This is a genomic window from Streptomyces sp. NPDC031111, assembly GCF_055570675.1.
This window is the reverse complement of the sequence record NZ_JBVIGS010000010.1, coordinates 210,505-225,601: the sequence shown is the minus strand read 5'-3', so window position 1 is coordinate 225,601 and position 15,097 is coordinate 210,505. Positions and strand designations below refer to the sequence as shown.

Below are 15,097 nucleotides of genomic sequence, written 5' to 3'. Positions count from 1 at the left end.
GACGGTGTCCCGCGCCGGAGTCAGAACAACTGCCCCTGCTCGGCGGGGGCGGTCCGGCGCGGGGCACGGCGGGAGGCGGGGCGGCGCACCGGGGTCTCCTCGCCGAACAGCGGCTCCGTGCCGTACTCGTCCGGCTCGGCCGGCACCACGACGGGGCCGGTTCCCACATTGAGGCACAGCGGAGCGTCGCGGTCGAAGTCCCCGGGCGTCATGTCCGCCCAGTCGCGTTCCCGACGCTCACTCACCGACGCTCCGCTCCCCGTTCATCGGGCCAGGCTATCGGTCGTCCGGTGCCCCGAGGACGGCGTGCGGCGCCGGGCCGCCCGAGGGAGAGACGTAGGTCACACTCGCGTTCCGGTCACACAGGGGGGAGCCCGTCCGTCAGTGCTGCGTAACCGGGAAGAGCTCACCAAGGAGATCACCATGGAAGCGCGTGTCGACTTCTTCACCAACCCCCTCGCGGCCAAGGTGCTGAAGCACATCAACTCGGCGGGGAAGGTGGTGGCGGACTCCGGACTGCCGGCCGCCACCCTGGAGCTGGTGAAGATCCGTGCCAGCCAGATCAACGGCTGCGGCTTCTGCACCGACATGCACACCAAGGACGCCGCTGCCGCCGGGGAGACCTCGGTCCGGCTCAATCTGATCGCCGCCTGGCGGGAGGCCACGGTCTTCACCGAGGCGGAGCGCGCCGCACTGGAGCTGACGGAGCAGGGCACCCGCCTCGCCGACGCGGCGGGCGGGGTCGACGACGCGGCCTGGGCGGACGCCGTCAAGCACTACGACGAGGAGCAGTTGGTCGCCCTGATCTCGATGATCGCCGTCATCAACGCCTACAACCGCATCAACGTCATCAACCGCCAGCCGGCCGGCGACTACCGGCCCGGCCAGTTCGGCTGACCCGCGGACCGGCCGCCCCACCCGGGGCGGCCGGCGTTCGGCTCAGGCCTCCGCCCGCTTGGGCAGGCGCCAGCCGGGGCGCACGAAGTGGCAGGTGTAGCCGTCCGGGTAGCGCTGGAGGTAGTCCTGGTGCTCCGGCTCGGCCTCCCAGAACGGGCCGGCCGGCGAGACCTCGGTCACCACCGGGCCCGGCCACAGCCCCGAGGCGTCGACATCGGCGATGGTGTCCTCGGCGACGCGCTTCTGCTCGTCGTCGAGGTAGAAGATCGCCGAGCGGTAGCTCGTCCCGATGTCGTTGCCCTGCCGGTTCCTGGTGGTCGGGTCGTGGATCTGGAAGAAGTACTCCAGGATCGTGCGGTAGTCGGTGACGGCGGGGTCGAAGGTGATCTCGATCGACTCGGCGTGGGTGCCGTGGTCGCGGTAGGTCGCGTTGGGGACGTCACCGCCGCTGTAGCCGACGCGCGTGTCCAGCACTCCCGGGAACGTGCGGATCAGCTCCTGCATGCCCCAGAAGCAGCCGCCCGCGAGCAGCGCCCTCTCCTCGTTCCTCGTCATCTCGTCTCGCCCTTCTCCCACGTGTCCTGCGGCGTCCACCAGTGAGAACCGCACCGGGAGCACCATTGTTCCGGCCCCGCCGCCACCGCCGGAGGGCGGGGTGCGAGCCGCGGGTCCGGGTGGGTTCAGGCGAGGGAGATGCGGGCCGTGATGCTCTTGCCGGCCGGTTCCTGGCGTACGTCCAGGGCCTGGGCGACGGCCATCACGATCTCGAGGCCGTGCTGGCCGACGCGGCCCGGGTCGGCGTCCCTGGCCACCGGTGGCTCGGGGTTGGCGTCCCGGACGATCACCTCGACGGTGTCGTCGGCGACCCGGAGATCGAGGCCGACGGGCCCCGGAGCGTACTTGCGGGCGTTGGTGACCAGCTCGCTGACCACGAGCTGGGTGATCTCCACCGCGCGCGTCGACACCGGCAGGCCGTCCTCCGTGCGCGCCCGGGTCAGGAACGCGGCGGCGAGATGGCGTGCCTGCGCTATCCAGGTGCCGTCGTCGTCCAGGGCGTACGAAGCCCGCAGCCCCGGTGCGCCGGGCACCGTGCCCCCGTCGTCGTCTGGAACTCGTTCCATCCGGTCCGCCTTCACTCACCGATCACACCGCGCGACTACCCGAATCGCTCCCCCGCACGCCACAGAAGTGTGGCAGGTGGCACCGACATCGGGGTTCCGTGGTTCGCGGGAAGGGCGGCGCGAGGCGATGGGCTGGGAGTTCTCCCTGGTCAGGGCGGCGGGCCGGGCGTTCGGCGGCTCCTGGGGGTGCGGGTGACGCCGAGAGCGTAAGGGCGCCGGGTCAGCGGCCGTCGGTGCGGGCCTCCAGGGCGTGCAGGACGGCCACCATGTCCTCGCCGCCGTGACCGTCGGCCACCGTCTCGTCGAAGAGGGCGTGGCAGACGTCGAGGAGCGGGGAGGCCAGAGCTGCCTTGCGGGCGGCCTCCGCGATCAGGCGGTTGTTCTTCAGTACGTCCGCGGCCGCGGCCTGGACCGCGAAGTCTCGGTCGAGCAGTTTGGGCGCCTTCATGCGGGAGACGGCGCTGGCCATCGGGCCCGCGTCCAGGACGTCGAGGAAGCGGCGCCGGTCGAGCCCGTGCCGGTCGGCGAAGTGGAAGGCCTCGGTCAGTCCGGTGACCTGGGTGATCAGGAACAGGTTCACCGCGAGCTTCATCAGCAGCGCGCCGGGCACCGCACCGCAGTCGAACGTCTGGCGGCACATCGGGGCGAGCAGGGGCCGTACGGCCTCGAGGGCGGCGGCGTCGCCCGCCAGCATCGCGACCAGTTGCCCCTGCTCCGCTGGGACCCGGGAGCCGGAGACCGGGACCTCGGCGTAGGCGCCGCCCGCGGCGCGGACGGCGTCCTCCAGCGCGGCGGAGTACTCCGGCGCCGTCGTGCCCATGTGGACGACGGTGCGTCCGGCGACGCGGGCGGCGAAGTCCGGGGTACCGCGCCCCAGCACCGTGTCGACGGCCGTCTCGTCGGCCAGCATGAGGATCACGGTGCCGGCCCGCTCGAACACCTCGTCCGGGCCCCCGGCGACCTCGGCTCCGGCGTCGCGCAGGGGCGCGCACCGGGCGGGGGTGCGGTTCCAGACGACCAGGGGTGTTCCGGCACGGGCGAGGTTGAGCGCCATGGGCCGGCCCATGACCCCGAGTCCGATGAAGCCCACACGCACGACACACCACCGTTCCCGCCGCGCTCACGCGGCACCCGGACCTATGACCACCGTCATAGTAGCCGCCGCTATGACGCCGGTCATAGGCTGAGGGCGCGGAGAAGTCACGGGAGGTCGGAATGACGGTGTCCGAACGAGGGCCCCGGGAGCGGATGGTCTTCAGCGCGGCCCAGCTCATCCGGCGCGAGGGGGTCGGCTCGACGGGGATGCGCGAGGTCGCCGCGCACGCGGAGGCGCCGCGCGGATCGCTCCAGCACTACTTCCCGGGCGGCAAGGAGCAGCTCGTCAACGAGGCGGTGGGCTGGGCGGGCCGCTACGCGGCCAACCGTGTCGACCGTTTCCTCGCCGCGCTGCCCGAGCCGACGCCCGGCGGACTGTTCGCGGAGATGGTCCGGCAGTGGACCGACGAGTACGAGGCCACGGGTTTCGGCGGCGGCTGTCCGGTCGCCGCCGCCACGGTGGACCGCGCCGGGTCCACCGCGTCGACCCGCGAGGCCGCGTCCGCCGCCTTCGACCGGTGGACCGGCGCGGTGGCCCGGGCCCTGGCGGACATGGGCGTGCCCGGCGAACGCGCCCGGCCCCTGGCCACCCTGATGATCAGTTCCCTGGAGGGCGCGATCCTCATGGCCCGCGCCGAGCGGGACGTCCGCCCCCTGACGACCGTGTCCCGCGAGCTCGGCCCCCTCCTGGACGCGGCGCTGAACCCGACCGGCTGACCCGCGCTTTTACTAAAGTAAGGGCGCCAGTATCCGGCGATCCGTGGATCAGTGAGGTAATCGCGAACCATGCCGACCGAAACGTTTGAGTTCCAGGTAGAGGCCCGTCAGCTGCTCCAGCTGATGATCCACTCGGTCTACTCGAACAAGGACGTCTTCCTCCGTGAACTCGTCTCCAACGCCTCCGACGCGCTGGACAAGCTGCGGCTGGCCAAGCTGCGGGACGACTCGCTCGACGCCGACGTCTCCGACCTGCACATCGAGCTCGAGATCGACAAGGACGCCCGTACGCTCACCGTTCGGGACAACGGCGTCGGCATGTCGTACGACGAGGTCGGGCAGCTCATCGGCACGATCGCCAACTCGGGCACCGCCGAGTTCCTGCGGGAGCTGCGGGAGGCGAAGGACGACGCCGGGGCGGAGGGACTGATCGGGCAGTTCGGCGTCGGCTTCTACTCGGGGTTCATGGTCGCGGACGAGGTCACCCTGCTCACCCGGCGCGCGGGCGAACGCCAGGGCACCCGCTGGACCTCCCGAGGCGAGGGCACCTACACCCTGGAGGCGGTCGACGACGCGCCGCAGGGCACCTCGGTCACCCTGCACCTCAAGCCGGCCGACCCCGACAACCAGCTGCACGACTACACCTCGGTGTGGACGGTCAAGGAGATCGTCAAGCGCTACTCGGACTTCATCACCTGGCCGATCCGGCTGGTCGGTGAGAAGGGCGACGACGGCGAGGCGGCCGAGCCGGAGACGCTGAACTCGATGAAGGCGCTGTGGGCGCGCTCCCGGGACGAGGTGTCCGAGGAGGAGTACCACGAGCTGTACAAGCACATCAGCCACGACTGGCGCGAACCGCTGGAGACCATCCAGCTCCAGGCCGAGGGCACCTTCGAGTACCAGGCCCTGCTGTTCGTCCCGTCGCACGCCCCGCACGACCTGTTCAACCAGAACTACCGGCACGGGCTCCAGCTGTATGTGAAGCGCGTCTTCATCATGGACGACTGCGAGGCGCTGCTGCCGCCGTACCTGCGCTTCGTGAAGGGCGTGGTCGACGCCCAGGACCTGTCGCTGAACGTGTCGCGGGAGATCCTCCAGCAGGACCGGCACATCCGGATGATGCAGCGCCGGCTCACCAAGAAGACGCTGTCCTCGGTGAAGAGCATGATGACCAAGGACCCCGAGCGTTACGCCACGTTCTGGCGGGAGTTCGGCCCTGTCCTGAAGGAGGGGCTGGTCACCGACGCCGACAACCGTGACGCCCTCCTCGCGGTGACGTCCTTCACCACGACCCACGGGGACGACGGGACGGTCACGCTGAAGCAGTACGTGGAGCGGATGCCGGACGGGCAGGACACCATCTGGTTCGTCACCGGCGAGTCCCGGGAGAGCATCGACAACTCCCCGCACATGGAGGCGTTCCGGGAGCGCGGCATCGAGGTGCTGCTGCTCACCGACCCGGTCGACGAGGTGTGGGTCGACACCGTGGGCGAGTTCGAGGGCAAGCCGCTGCGATCGATCGCCAAGGGCGAGATCGACCTCGGCGCGCGCGAGGACGACAAGAGCGAGGACGAGCGGGAGCAGCAGGCCGAGGAGTACGCGGGTCTCCTCGGCTGGATGCGGGAGCGCCTGGAGGAGGACGTCAAGGAGGTGCGGCTGTCCACGCGGCTGACGGTGTCCCCGGCCTGTCTCGTCGCCGACGCGAACGATCTCACGCCGGCACTGGAGAACATGTACCGGGCCATGGGCCAGGAGGTGCCGCGCACCCGGCGCATCCTCGAACTCAACCCGGACCACGCGCTGGTGAAGGGCCTGAACGAGGCGTACGCGGAGCGCGAGGACCGCTCTGAGCTCACCGACACCGCCGAACTGCTGTACTCGCTGGCGATGCTGGCGGAGGGCGGCCGCCCGAAGGACCCGGCACGCTTCGTGCAGTTGATGGCCGACCGGCTGGAGCGCACCCTGTGACGCGGCGCCGCGCGTGATCAGAGGCGCGCCGGTTCGGCGGTCCTCGGCCTCCGGGCAGTGGCCCGGAGGCGCCGGCCGCGGCGGGTGAGCCCCCACGGCTTGAGGATCGAGATCACCGTCATGAAGACGTAGGCGGTCAGGGACACGATGGGGCCCATCAGGACGTCGCCCCCGTCGGGCAGCGCCTGCCCGGTGGACACGGCCGCCGCGGCCGCGTTCACTCCCGGCCGCAGCGCGAACACCGTGGCGGTGGTCGTGGCCAGGGTCAGCCAGAACTTGGTCCACACCCAGCGGTGTCTGGCCAGGCCCCACGGCGTGCCCAGGGAGAGGACGAGTCCGCTGAGGAGCGTCAGAAACGCCACCGGCAGCAGGAGCCAGTCCGCGAAGAGCTTCATGGCCCGGACGGACGCCTCCACCATGGCCGCGGACCCGGTGGTGTTGGCGGTGATGCCGAGTGCGAGCAGCCCGACGGTGAGTCCGAGCCAGCCGGCGGAGGCGAGGACATGGATGACGAGGTGGGCCCGGCGTGCGGGGCGGCTGAGTTTCACCCGTCCCACGGTGCCGGGCCCGGGCGGCGCGGACATCTGACGGCGGGAGTAACCCCGCGTACTGACGTCGGCGTACGCCGGACGGGGTCAGCGGTCGCGCAGCCTGCCCACCCCTGCCAGGGCGCGCCGGGCCGTGTCGGCCAGCCCGGGGTGGCCGCGCACGAACCGGCGGGCGGCCCTGGCCGGCTCCCGGCCCAGCCGGTACGCGGCTCCGCCCGGCCCCGGCCGTACCACGGCGCCCTCGTAGACCGGGAGTTCGCGCGTCTTGAGGGAGTCCTTGTAGCGGGCGGGTCCGCTGCCCAGGTCGACGAGGCGGATGCCGTCGGCGGCGGCCGCCTCCAGCATCCGCAGATGCAGCACGAGTCCGGGTGAGAAGCGGGCGTGGTCGCGGTCGTACGCGGGGAACCACCAGGACAGGACGGTGGCCGAGCGCAGGCCGAAGTGGGCGGCGACGGGGCGGCCGGCGGCGTACAGCACGGAGAGCACTCCGCGGCACTCGGGGTCGTCGCCGTGCGCGAGCAGGTCCACCAGCCCGGTGATCCACTGCTGCGCGAACCGGTCCCGGCGGCCCGTGCGCCGGTACTGGGCGGATTTCCAGCGCATCAGCGCCCGCAGCGCCTCCGGGTCCCGGGCGTCGTACTCGAAGCGCACGTCACCGACCTGCCGGGCGAGCCGGCGTTCCTTGGCCCGTGTCTGCTTGAGGAATCCGGGGGACCGGGCGCGCAGCCCGTCGGTGTAGTGGCCGAAGCCCTGGTCGAGGTCGATCACCGGACTCGCGAGCCGTTCGGCGGCGTGCGGGACGAAGAGGTACTGGCCCGCCTCCAGGTTGTCGAACTCCCAGGAGGAGAGCGCGCAGGCCGCGAGCAGGGTGCGCGGGTCGAGCCGGAGCCCGGGGCGCAGCACGGCGCCCTGACTGTCCGACACACCCAGTCCGACGGCCCGGCCCCGTCCCAGCGGCCCCTTCTCGTACGGGAGGAAGCCGACCGGTGTGCCGTCCTCCTGTAAGACGGCCACCCGGGCTCCCGGCCTGACCCGTCCGACGGCCGTCGTGAACGCCGGATCGAGGAACGGGTTCTCCGGTGCGCCGGACTCGGCGCGCAGGTGTCTCCACATCTTGTGCTCGCTCGGCCCGAGTTCGTCCGGCCGCACCACGAGAACGCGCTTTCCCTGCATGTCGGTGCCTCCTGTGTCGTCGCGGTTTTCGGGACACGAGAAGACCTGCTCGTCACCGTGGTCCGGAACGGGGACCCGGCACCGGGCGGTATCGGCGGCGCGGAGCAGGCCTCGGGCGGTACCGCCGTCGCTCAGCAGCGGAACGACTGGAGGGCGGCGGCGCCGCGGGACTGATCGCCCGGTTCACGGCCCGGTGGCGGCCCCTCCGGACACGGCTGGGGGGCGGATCGTCGCTGTGCGGTCGCCGGCGACACGGCGCCGACCGTCGGGTGGGGCGCCCCGGCCGCCCCCGAGGCCCTCGGCGGGCGGGCGAGGGGCCGGTGCAGCGAGGAGGCGTCCTCCCCCGGGAGGGGCGCTCCGACGGCCTCGGGCACGGCATCGGCCGGCTCGTCGTGGTGTGGTGCCGCGGCAGGATGCCCCGCAGCGGGCCGGTCCGCCGCCGGCGGGGTCGGGGAGCACAGGGTCAGGAGCAGCACCGAGGCGAGCAGTGCGACGGCCGCCGCCCATCGAGAGCGCACCGGTCACCCCTCCGACATGCGTGCGGCGGGGGTGGGCACACCGGGTCGGTACCGGGCGGTCCCCCCACACATGTGCGCCCGGCACGTCTTCCAGTAGCGCCGAGCGCCTGCCGCTCCGTCAAGTCCTCCGCGCGGCAAGGCGGCGCACTCGGTGCGCGGCGGCCGCGGTGCTCCCCGGGTGCCCCGTCCTTCACGCCGGAGTGCGCCTCCCGACCCGGGGGGCGACCGCCGGGAACCCCGCGTGCGGTCGCCCCCGACCGGTTCAGCCTGTGAGGGTGAAGGTCTGCGCGGCCGAGCCGGAGCAGGTCCGCTGGGACAGCCGGGCTCCGTCGGCGGTGGAGGCGTTGTCGACGGTCAGGCACTTGCCGCTGTGCCGGGCGACGAAGCGGTAGCGACCGTCGGCGCCGGCGTTCTCGGGGCGCCACTGCTGGTTGGTGCCGCCCACGTACTGCCACAGGTGGACCCTGGTGCCGTCGGCGGTGGCGCCGGGTCCGCCGTCGACGTCCCAGACCTTGCCGTTGTGACGGTTGACGACCTGGTAGTGGCCGTCGCCGGTGGGCCGGAACTGCCAGGACTGGTTGGCTCCGGTGCCGCAGGCCCACTGCTGAAGCGCGGTACCGTCGGCGGTGCCCCAGTCGGTGGCGTCGAGGCAGGCCCCGCTGCCCGCGTTGACGACCCGGTACCAGGCGGCGGGGTCGATCGGGCCGGCCGGGGCGTCGGTGCCGTTCCAGGTGAACGTGGCGACGGCACCGGCGGGCAGGGTGTACGCGAGGGACCTGCCGTTGTCGGTGAGGGAGAACCGCTGGGCGCTGCCGGCGGTGTTGACGACGTAGGCGGCGCGTGTGCCGTCGGGGTTCTGGAAGGCGACGTTCTGCACGCCTCCGGCGCCCTGGCTGGTGGAGCCGATGCGGATCGCGCCCGGCTTGATGAACTTGGTGACGTGGCCGAGCACGTAGTACTCGGCGTTGCGGGTGACGTTGCCCCCGGCGATCTCGACGACGCCGTTGCAGCGGTTGGTGCAGTGGCCCTGGTGGGGGCCGCCGTTCTGGTCGAGGGCGAGATTCCAGTTGATCACCGTCTCGCCGCCGTTGCGCATGTTCTGCACGACGAGGTTCTCGGCGTGCCAGCGCAGGGTGTCGCCGAAGGTGGCGGCGGGGTTCGCGCTGTCGGTGCCGGAGCACTCGGTGAAGAAGACCCGCTTCCCGGCGTCGGCGATCTGCCGCTGGGCGCCGACCTGGCCGCCGTAGCAGTGGAAGGCCGCGCCGATGACCCGGTTGATGCCCGCGGTGCGGGAGAAGACGTCGAGCGGGTAGTTCGGGTGGTCCCAGTTGTGGTCGTAGGCAAGGATGTTGGTCGGCAGCCCCGCCGCGGTCAGCTTGGGGTCGAGCACCCTGAGGAAGTCGGCCTGCTGGGCCGATGTCATCGACATCGACGGGTAACTGGTGGCGAACTCCGGCTCGTTCTGCACCGTGAGGTCGGTGAGGGTGATGCCTTCCCGCGCGTACGCCTGGATCGCCTTGACCAGGTAGTCGGCGTACGCCCCGTAGTGCTCGGTCCTGAGGCTGCCGCCGTTGAGGGAGTCGCCGGTCTTCATCCAGGCGGGCGGTGACCAGGGGGAGCCCATGAACCGGATCGCCGGGTTGACGGCGGTGGCCTGCTTGAGGACGGGGATGATCTCGGCCCGGTCCCGGTCGATGGAGAACTGTCCGGGGGTGTCCTCGTAGGAATGGGGGTCGGCGGTGGCGTCGAAGTCGGTGCTGCCGAGCGGCTGGCGCAGGTAGTTGAGCCCGATGCCGTCGCCGGCGGTGGAGAACAGCGACCGCATCAGGTCGCCGCGCCGGTCCTGCGGCAGGCTCTGGACGAGCCGGGCGGAGGCGCCGGTCACGGAGGCCCCGGCGCCGGTGAAGCGCTGGCCCTTGCTGCCCGCGTCGATGCGGATGTCGACGGACTGCGGGGTGCCGTCGAACGGGACGCCGCCCTCCGCGGCGAGCTTCTTCGCGCCGTCGGGCGTGGTGACCCACACCTGGGCGACGGGGTCGGCGGCCCGGGCGGTCCCGGCGCCGGTGAGACCGAGGCCGGCGGCGGCCAGGCCGAGCGCGAGGACCGCGGCGCGGACACGAGGCGGACGGCCGCCTCTCGACCTGGGGGATCTGGATGACAGGGATGACACGGTGCGGCTTCTCCTTCGTCGGGTGACGCGTGGGGGTACGCCGGCCGCCTTCGAGGAAGCGCCGGAACGGCGGCGATCCGTCGGAACGGCGCCATAAAAGCACACCCACTAAGTGGTTAGTAAGTGGTCTGCATCACATCCGGCGAGGGCGTACGTCAAGATCGACGACGGCGGGATCACGCGGCCGTAAGCTGTCGCGGATGAATGACCAGTCGACGGGTCGGCCCGCCCGCGGGGCCGGGGCGAGACCCCGCACACCTCGCAGCCCCGAGGCCAGGCAGCGGCAGCGGGACATCCTCCACATCGCCATGGACACCTTCGCCGCCCGCGGCTACAACAACGCCTCGCTCGCGGAGATCGCCGAGCGCGCGGGGCTGACCCAGGCCGGCGTCCTGCACTACTTCCGCTCCAAGGCGCTGCTGCTCACCAGCGTGCTCGAACTGCGCGACGAAACCGACATCGAGCAGCTGGGCACCGAGCGCCCGCGGGGGCTCGCCTTCCTGCGCCACCTCGTCGACACCGCCCACCGCAACGCCGAACGCGAGGGCATCGTGCGGCTCTACGCCGTCCTGTCGGCGGAGTCCGTCACGGACGACCACCCGGCCCAGAGCTACTTCCGCGACCGGTACACCGGGCTGCGCGCCTTCGTCACCGACGCGCTGGTCGAGTCGTGCGGACTGTCCGAGACCGACCGGGGGCGGGCGCGTGACGCGGCGAACGCGGTCATCGCCGTCATGGACGGCCTCCAGGTCCAGTGGTTGCTGGACCCCGGCTCCGTGGACATGGCCGCCTCCACGGACCTGGTGATCACCTCGCTGCTGACCACGCTGACCCCGAACCGGTCCACCGACCGCCGGGACGGCTGAGGAGGTTCCATGACGACCGACCGGGGGCGGGCGCGCGACGCGGCGAACGCGGTCATCGCCCCCCGGAGCGGTTCACCGACCGCCGGGACGGCCGAGAGGGCCGACGACACCGCGGGCCCTGGCCCGATGTGCGCCGTCACCGCGTTCGGTGGAGTCTGGGGATCATGCGGCGCAAGGACGTGCGGGACGGCGGCGACGGCGATGTGGAAGCCGTCCTCGACGAGCTGTACGCGCTGCCGCCGTCCGACTTCGTCGCCCGGCGCGAGGAACGGGCCGCCGCCGCGCGGACGGCCCAGCGGGCCGACGACGCCCGCCGCATCCACGCCGCCCGCCGGCCCACCCTCGCGGCATGGGCGGCGAACCTCCTGCGGCGCTCCCGGCCCGACGAGGCACGGCAGTTCCTGGAACTGGGGCGGGCGCTGCGCGAGGCCTACACCACCCTGGATCCGAGCGCGCTGAAGGAACTGTCGGCCCAGCGGCGGCGCATCGTCTCCGAGCTGTCCCGGCAGGCCTCGACGCTGGCACGGGAGGCCGGACATCCGCTGTCGGACACGGTGCGGCGGGACGTCGAGACGACCCTGCGCGCGGTGCTGGCCGACCCGGAGGCGGCCGAGCTGTGGGACACCGGCCGTACGGAAAGCGCGCTCACCCCTCCGTCGGAGTTCTCCGCCACGGGAAGTCCGGCGCCGAAGGCGGCCCGCGCACCGGCCCGTACGCCGCCGGCCCCGGCGCGACGGAAGGACGAACTGGCAGAGCGCCGCGCGGAGCGGCAGCGGCGGCTCGACCGGGCCCGGGAGGCGGCCCGGGAGGCCGGAGAACGGCTCCGTGAGCGCCGTACCGAGCACGAGGACGCCGCCGCCGCGCTGGAGCGGGCCCAAGGGCACCGCCGGGAGGCCGAGCGGCGGGTGTCGGCCCTGGAGGAGCAACTCCGGGAGGTCCGCGCGGAGTTCGAGCGGGCGGAGCGGGAGGAGCGGACGGCGGACGAACGGGGCCGGGCGGCCTCGGACGCCCTCGCCCGGGCCGAGCGGGAGGCGAAGGAGGCCACCCGGGAGGCGGAGAGGGCGGCGAAGGGCGTCAGGTGACCCGCCCGCGCCTCCGTCACGGTCGCGCGTTCCCGAAGCGCGCGGGAAATGACCCCGCATTGGCATAGACCTGACAGCGACGTCTCGCTAAGCTCTGCTCAAACACGCGTTGAGAGCGCTCTCACACTGCGGTTGTTCCACCCCCACCTTGCTGGAACGACGAAGGGCAACCTTCCATGAGACGCACCAGACTCACGCATGCCGGCGTGGCCGCCCTGCTCATGATCGGCAGCTGGACCGCCGCCGGTACCCTGCCCGCATCGGCGCAGGACGCCCCCGACTCCCCCACCGCCCGCGCCACCGACTCCGCGCCCGCCTCCGCCGGCCTGCTCCAGGCGATGCAGCGGGACTTCGGGCTGACCCGCGCCGAGGCGGAGGCCCGGCTGGCCGCCGAACGCGAGGCCACCGATCTCGCGCCGAAGGCCCGGAAGACCGCCGGATCCGCCTACGGCGGCGCCTGGTTCGACGCCAAGAGCGAGAAACTGACCGTGGCCGTCACCCCGGACGCCACCGCCTCGACCGTACGGACGCTGCGCGCGTCCGGCGCGGAGGTCCGCACCGTCGAGCACAGCGCACGGCAGCTCGACGCGGCGAAGTCCCGTATCGACCGTCTCGACGCGCCCTCGGGCGTCAGCAGCTGGTCCGTGGACCCGGCCGCCAACAGCGTCGTCGTGAACGTCGTCGCCGGCGAGCGAGCTGACAACGATGTCCGCGCCTTCGTGGACGAGGCCCGCGAGGCCGGCCCGGTCACCGTGCGGACCGTGCCCGCCCCCGCCGAGACCTTCGCCGCCGGCACGGTGGGCGGCGACCCCTACTACACCGGCAACGTCCGCTGCTCCATAGGCTTCTCGGTGCACGGCGGCTTCGTCACCGCCGGGCACTGCGGCGGCGTCGGCGGGCAGGTCAGGGGCTGGGACGGCTCGTACATCGGCAACTTCCAGGGCTCCTCGTTCCCGGGCAACGACTACGCCTGGGTCAACGTGGGCAGCGGCTGGTGGACGGTTCCGGTGGTCCTCGGCTGGGGCACGGTGTCGGACCAGCTGGTGCGCGGTTCCGCGGAGGCCCCGGTCGGCGCCTCGATCTGCCGCTCCGGCTCCACGACCCACTGGCACTGCGGCAGGGTCCTGGCCAAGAACGAGACCGTCAACTACAGCCAGGGCGCGGTCCATCAGATGACGAAGACGAGCGTCTGCGCCGAAGGCGGCGACTCCGGCGGCTCGTTCATCAGCGGCGACCAGGCGCAGGGCGTCACCTCCGGCGGCTGGGGCAACTGCTCCAGCGGGGGCGAGACCTGGTTCCAGCCGGTCAACGAGATACTCAACCGCTACGGGCTGACGCTGCAAACGGCCTGACGACACTTGAGAGCGGGCCCCGCCGGACACCGGCAGGGCCCGCTCTCTCATGCGCCCCGCCATGGCCACCGCGCCCCACAATAGTTACTCGGCCGTAACTTACCGAGGTGTTACCACGGGTAAGTAACCGCTGCTAGTTTCCGGTTCACCTTCCTGGAGCAGAGCGAGGAGTGAGCCGTGAGCCGTATCAGCACCGTGCTGACCACCGTCGTCGCCACGACCGCCTGTGTCTGCGTGTCCGCGCCGACCGCCGCCGCGACCGACCCCGTGGTGTCGCGGGGCGTCACCATCCCCGCCTTCTACACCCCGCCCACCGACCTGCCCGCGGGCGACGGCGTCCTGGTCCGCCACGAGCCGCTGCCCCTGGGGCTGAGCCTGCCCGGACTGGACGGCCGCCCGATGCCCGGCACGGCGACCCGTCTGATGTACACCTCCACCGACTCAGGCGGGCAGCGGGTCGCGGTCACCGGTGCCTACATCGAACCGTCCGCCGACTGGAAGGGCGACGGGCCCCGGCCCCTGGTGGTCGTCGGCTCGGGAACCATGGGGCAGGGCGACCAGTGCGCGCCCTCGTTCGCCCTCCAGCACCCCCTGATCCTCAACGGACAGACGGTGTCGTTCGCGTACGAGGACCTGGCGGTCCACCGGCTCCTCGCCACCGGGGCGGCCGTCGTCGTCACCGACTACGTCGGCCTGGGCACGACCGACCGGCTCCACACCTACGTCAACCGCGTGGACCAGGGGCACGCCATGCTGGACGCGGCCCGCGCCGCGCTCTCCGTGCCGGGCGCGTCCGTCACCGGGGCGTCCAGGGTGGCCATGTACGGCTACAGCCAGGGCGGCGGAGCCAGCGCCGCCGCGGCCGAACTCCAGCGCAGCTACGCACCCGACGTCCGGCTCGTCGGCACCTACAGCGGCGCGCCGCCCGCCGATCTGACCGCGGTGATGAAGGGCATCGACGGGAGCGCCCTGGCCGGCGCGCTGGGCTGGTCGATCAACGGCTTCGCCCAGGCGGAGCCCGAACTGCGGGCGGTCGTGGAGGAGAACATCAACGCCACCGGACGTGCCGCCCTGGACGACATCTCCACCACGTGCGTCGGTGACGCGATCCTCGGCTACGGCTTCACCAGGAGCACCCAGTGGACCAGGAGCGGCAGGTCCATCGCCGAGATCATCGCCGGCGAGCCGGCCGCCCAGGCCGTACTGGACAAGCAGCGCCTCGGCATGACGAAGCCGACCGGGCCGGTCCGGCTGGCCACGGGGGTGCAGGACGACATCGTGCCCCATGAGCAGGCACGCCGGCTCGCTGCCGACTGGTGCGCGAAGGGCGGCGACGTCACCTACAAGGCGGTCCGGCTGCCCAACCTCGGCGACAAGCTGCTCACCAACCACCTCGCGCCGCTCATCGCCGACCAGGGCGACGCGGTGGACTGGCTGACCGACCGGCTGGAGGGCAGGCCGACGACGTCCAACTGCTGGAGCGTGCCGATGCGGCGCTGAGCCGCCGGGAACGCCGCGAGCCCCGTCCCGGAGTGCCGGGACGGGGCTCGTGATGGAGCGCCGGGCAGGCCTTGCACCTGCATCTCCCCG

15 protein-coding genes are annotated in these 15,097 nt (G+C 72.4%); 7 read left to right on the top strand and 8 right to left on the bottom strand.

The window, feature by feature from the left end; translation table 11 throughout:
• Window positions 1-20: 20 nt before the first annotated feature.
• Window positions 21-245, bottom strand: a complete 225-nt coding sequence (locus ACZ470_RS22175) for a hypothetical protein (RefSeq protein WP_468429594.1) — start codon at window positions 243-245, stop codon at window positions 21-23.
• 178 nt (window positions 246-423) lie between these two features.
• Here ACZ470_RS22175 and ACZ470_RS22170 point away from each other — a divergent pair, with 178 nt between their 5' ends.
• A complete protein-coding gene (locus ACZ470_RS22170; protein WP_468429592.1) occupies window positions 424-897 on the top strand; it encodes a carboxymuconolactone decarboxylase family protein in 474 nt (157 codons plus the stop codon).
• Window positions 898-939: 42 nt separating this feature from the next.
• On the opposite strand, the gene msrA is transcribed toward ACZ470_RS22170, so the two are convergent.
• The 3 genes from msrA to ACZ470_RS22155 all read right to left on the bottom strand — a co-directional run bounded on the left by msrA (window position 940) and on the right by ACZ470_RS22155 (window position 3,114).
• Complete coding sequence (gene msrA / locus ACZ470_RS22165) at window positions 940-1,452, bottom strand: peptide-methionine (S)-S-oxide reductase MsrA (protein WP_468429590.1); 513 nt, start codon at window positions 1,450-1,452, stop codon at window positions 940-942.
• 125 nt (window positions 1,453-1,577) lie between these two features.
• Window positions 1,578-2,018 carry an ATP-binding protein gene (locus ACZ470_RS22160; RefSeq protein WP_468429588.1) on the bottom strand — a complete coding sequence of 147 codons (441 nt, stop codon included), beginning with the start codon at window positions 2,016-2,018 and terminating at the stop codon, window positions 1,578-1,580.
• A 220-nt stretch (window positions 2,019-2,238) separates the two neighbouring features.
• Window positions 2,239-3,114 carry an NAD(P)-dependent oxidoreductase gene (locus tag ACZ470_RS22155; protein ID WP_468429586.1) on the bottom strand — a complete coding sequence of 292 codons (876 nt, stop codon included), beginning with the start codon at window positions 3,112-3,114 and terminating at the stop codon, window positions 2,239-2,241.
• A gap of 119 nt (window positions 3,115-3,233) precedes the next feature.
• On the opposite strand from ACZ470_RS22155, the gene ACZ470_RS22150 reads away from it, so the two are divergent.
• Window positions 3,234-3,830, top strand: coding sequence for a TetR/AcrR family transcriptional regulator (locus tag ACZ470_RS22150; RefSeq protein WP_468429584.1), 597 nt, complete (start codon window positions 3,234-3,236; stop codon window positions 3,828-3,830).
• 69 nt (window positions 3,831-3,899) lie between these two features.
• Entirely contained in the window at window positions 3,900-5,798 is a 1,899-nt protein-coding gene (gene htpG, locus ACZ470_RS22145) for a molecular chaperone HtpG (protein ID WP_468429583.1), read from the top strand.
• Window positions 5,799-5,815: 17 nt separating this feature from the next.
• On the opposite strand, the gene ACZ470_RS22140 is transcribed toward htpG, so the two are convergent.
• From ACZ470_RS22140 to ACZ470_RS22125, 4 genes are all read right to left on the bottom strand, one after another.
• Window positions 5,816-6,382 (bottom strand): DUF2269 family protein, encoded by a 567-nt coding sequence (locus ACZ470_RS22140; protein ID WP_468429581.1) that lies wholly within the window; start codon window positions 6,380-6,382, stop codon window positions 5,816-5,818.
• A 51-nt stretch (window positions 6,383-6,433) separates the two neighbouring features.
• On the bottom strand, window positions 6,434-7,519 hold the full coding sequence (locus ACZ470_RS22135; RefSeq protein ID WP_468429579.1) for a GNAT family N-acetyltransferase: 1,086 nt from the start codon (window positions 7,517-7,519) through the stop codon (window positions 6,434-6,436).
• Between the two features lie 131 nt (window positions 7,520-7,650).
• Entirely contained in the window at window positions 7,651-8,037 is a 387-nt protein-coding gene (locus tag ACZ470_RS22130) for a hypothetical protein (RefSeq protein ID WP_468429578.1), read from the bottom strand.
• A gap of 262 nt (window positions 8,038-8,299) precedes the next feature.
• The gene (locus ACZ470_RS22125) at window positions 8,300-10,126 is read right to left on the bottom strand and encodes an RICIN domain-containing protein (protein WP_468429729.1); all 1,827 of its coding nucleotides are present in this window, start codon (window positions 10,124-10,126) and stop codon (window positions 8,300-8,302) included.
• 281 nt (window positions 10,127-10,407) lie between these two features.
• Between ACZ470_RS22125 and ACZ470_RS22120 the strand changes: the two genes are divergently transcribed.
• The 4 genes from ACZ470_RS22120 to ACZ470_RS22105 all read left to right on the top strand — a co-directional run bounded on the left by ACZ470_RS22120 (window position 10,408) and on the right by ACZ470_RS22105 (window position 15,007).
• Complete coding sequence (locus ACZ470_RS22120) at window positions 10,408-11,073, top strand: TetR/AcrR family transcriptional regulator (protein ID WP_468429576.1); 666 nt, start codon at window positions 10,408-10,410, stop codon at window positions 11,071-11,073.
• A gap of 164 nt (window positions 11,074-11,237) precedes the next feature.
• The gene (locus ACZ470_RS22115) at window positions 11,238-12,155 is read left to right on the top strand and encodes a hypothetical protein (protein ID WP_468429574.1); all 918 of its coding nucleotides are present in this window, start codon (window positions 11,238-11,240) and stop codon (window positions 12,153-12,155) included.
• A gap of 176 nt (window positions 12,156-12,331) precedes the next feature.
• Window positions 12,332-13,507, top strand: coding sequence for a S1 family peptidase (locus tag ACZ470_RS22110; RefSeq protein ID WP_468429572.1), 1,176 nt, complete (start codon window positions 12,332-12,334; stop codon window positions 13,505-13,507).
• Between the two features lie 177 nt (window positions 13,508-13,684).
• Window positions 13,685-15,007 carry a lipase family protein gene (locus ACZ470_RS22105; protein ID WP_468429570.1) on the top strand — a complete coding sequence of 441 codons (1,323 nt, stop codon included), beginning with the start codon at window positions 13,685-13,687 and terminating at the stop codon, window positions 15,005-15,007.
• Window positions 15,008-15,097 lie beyond the last annotated feature (90 nt).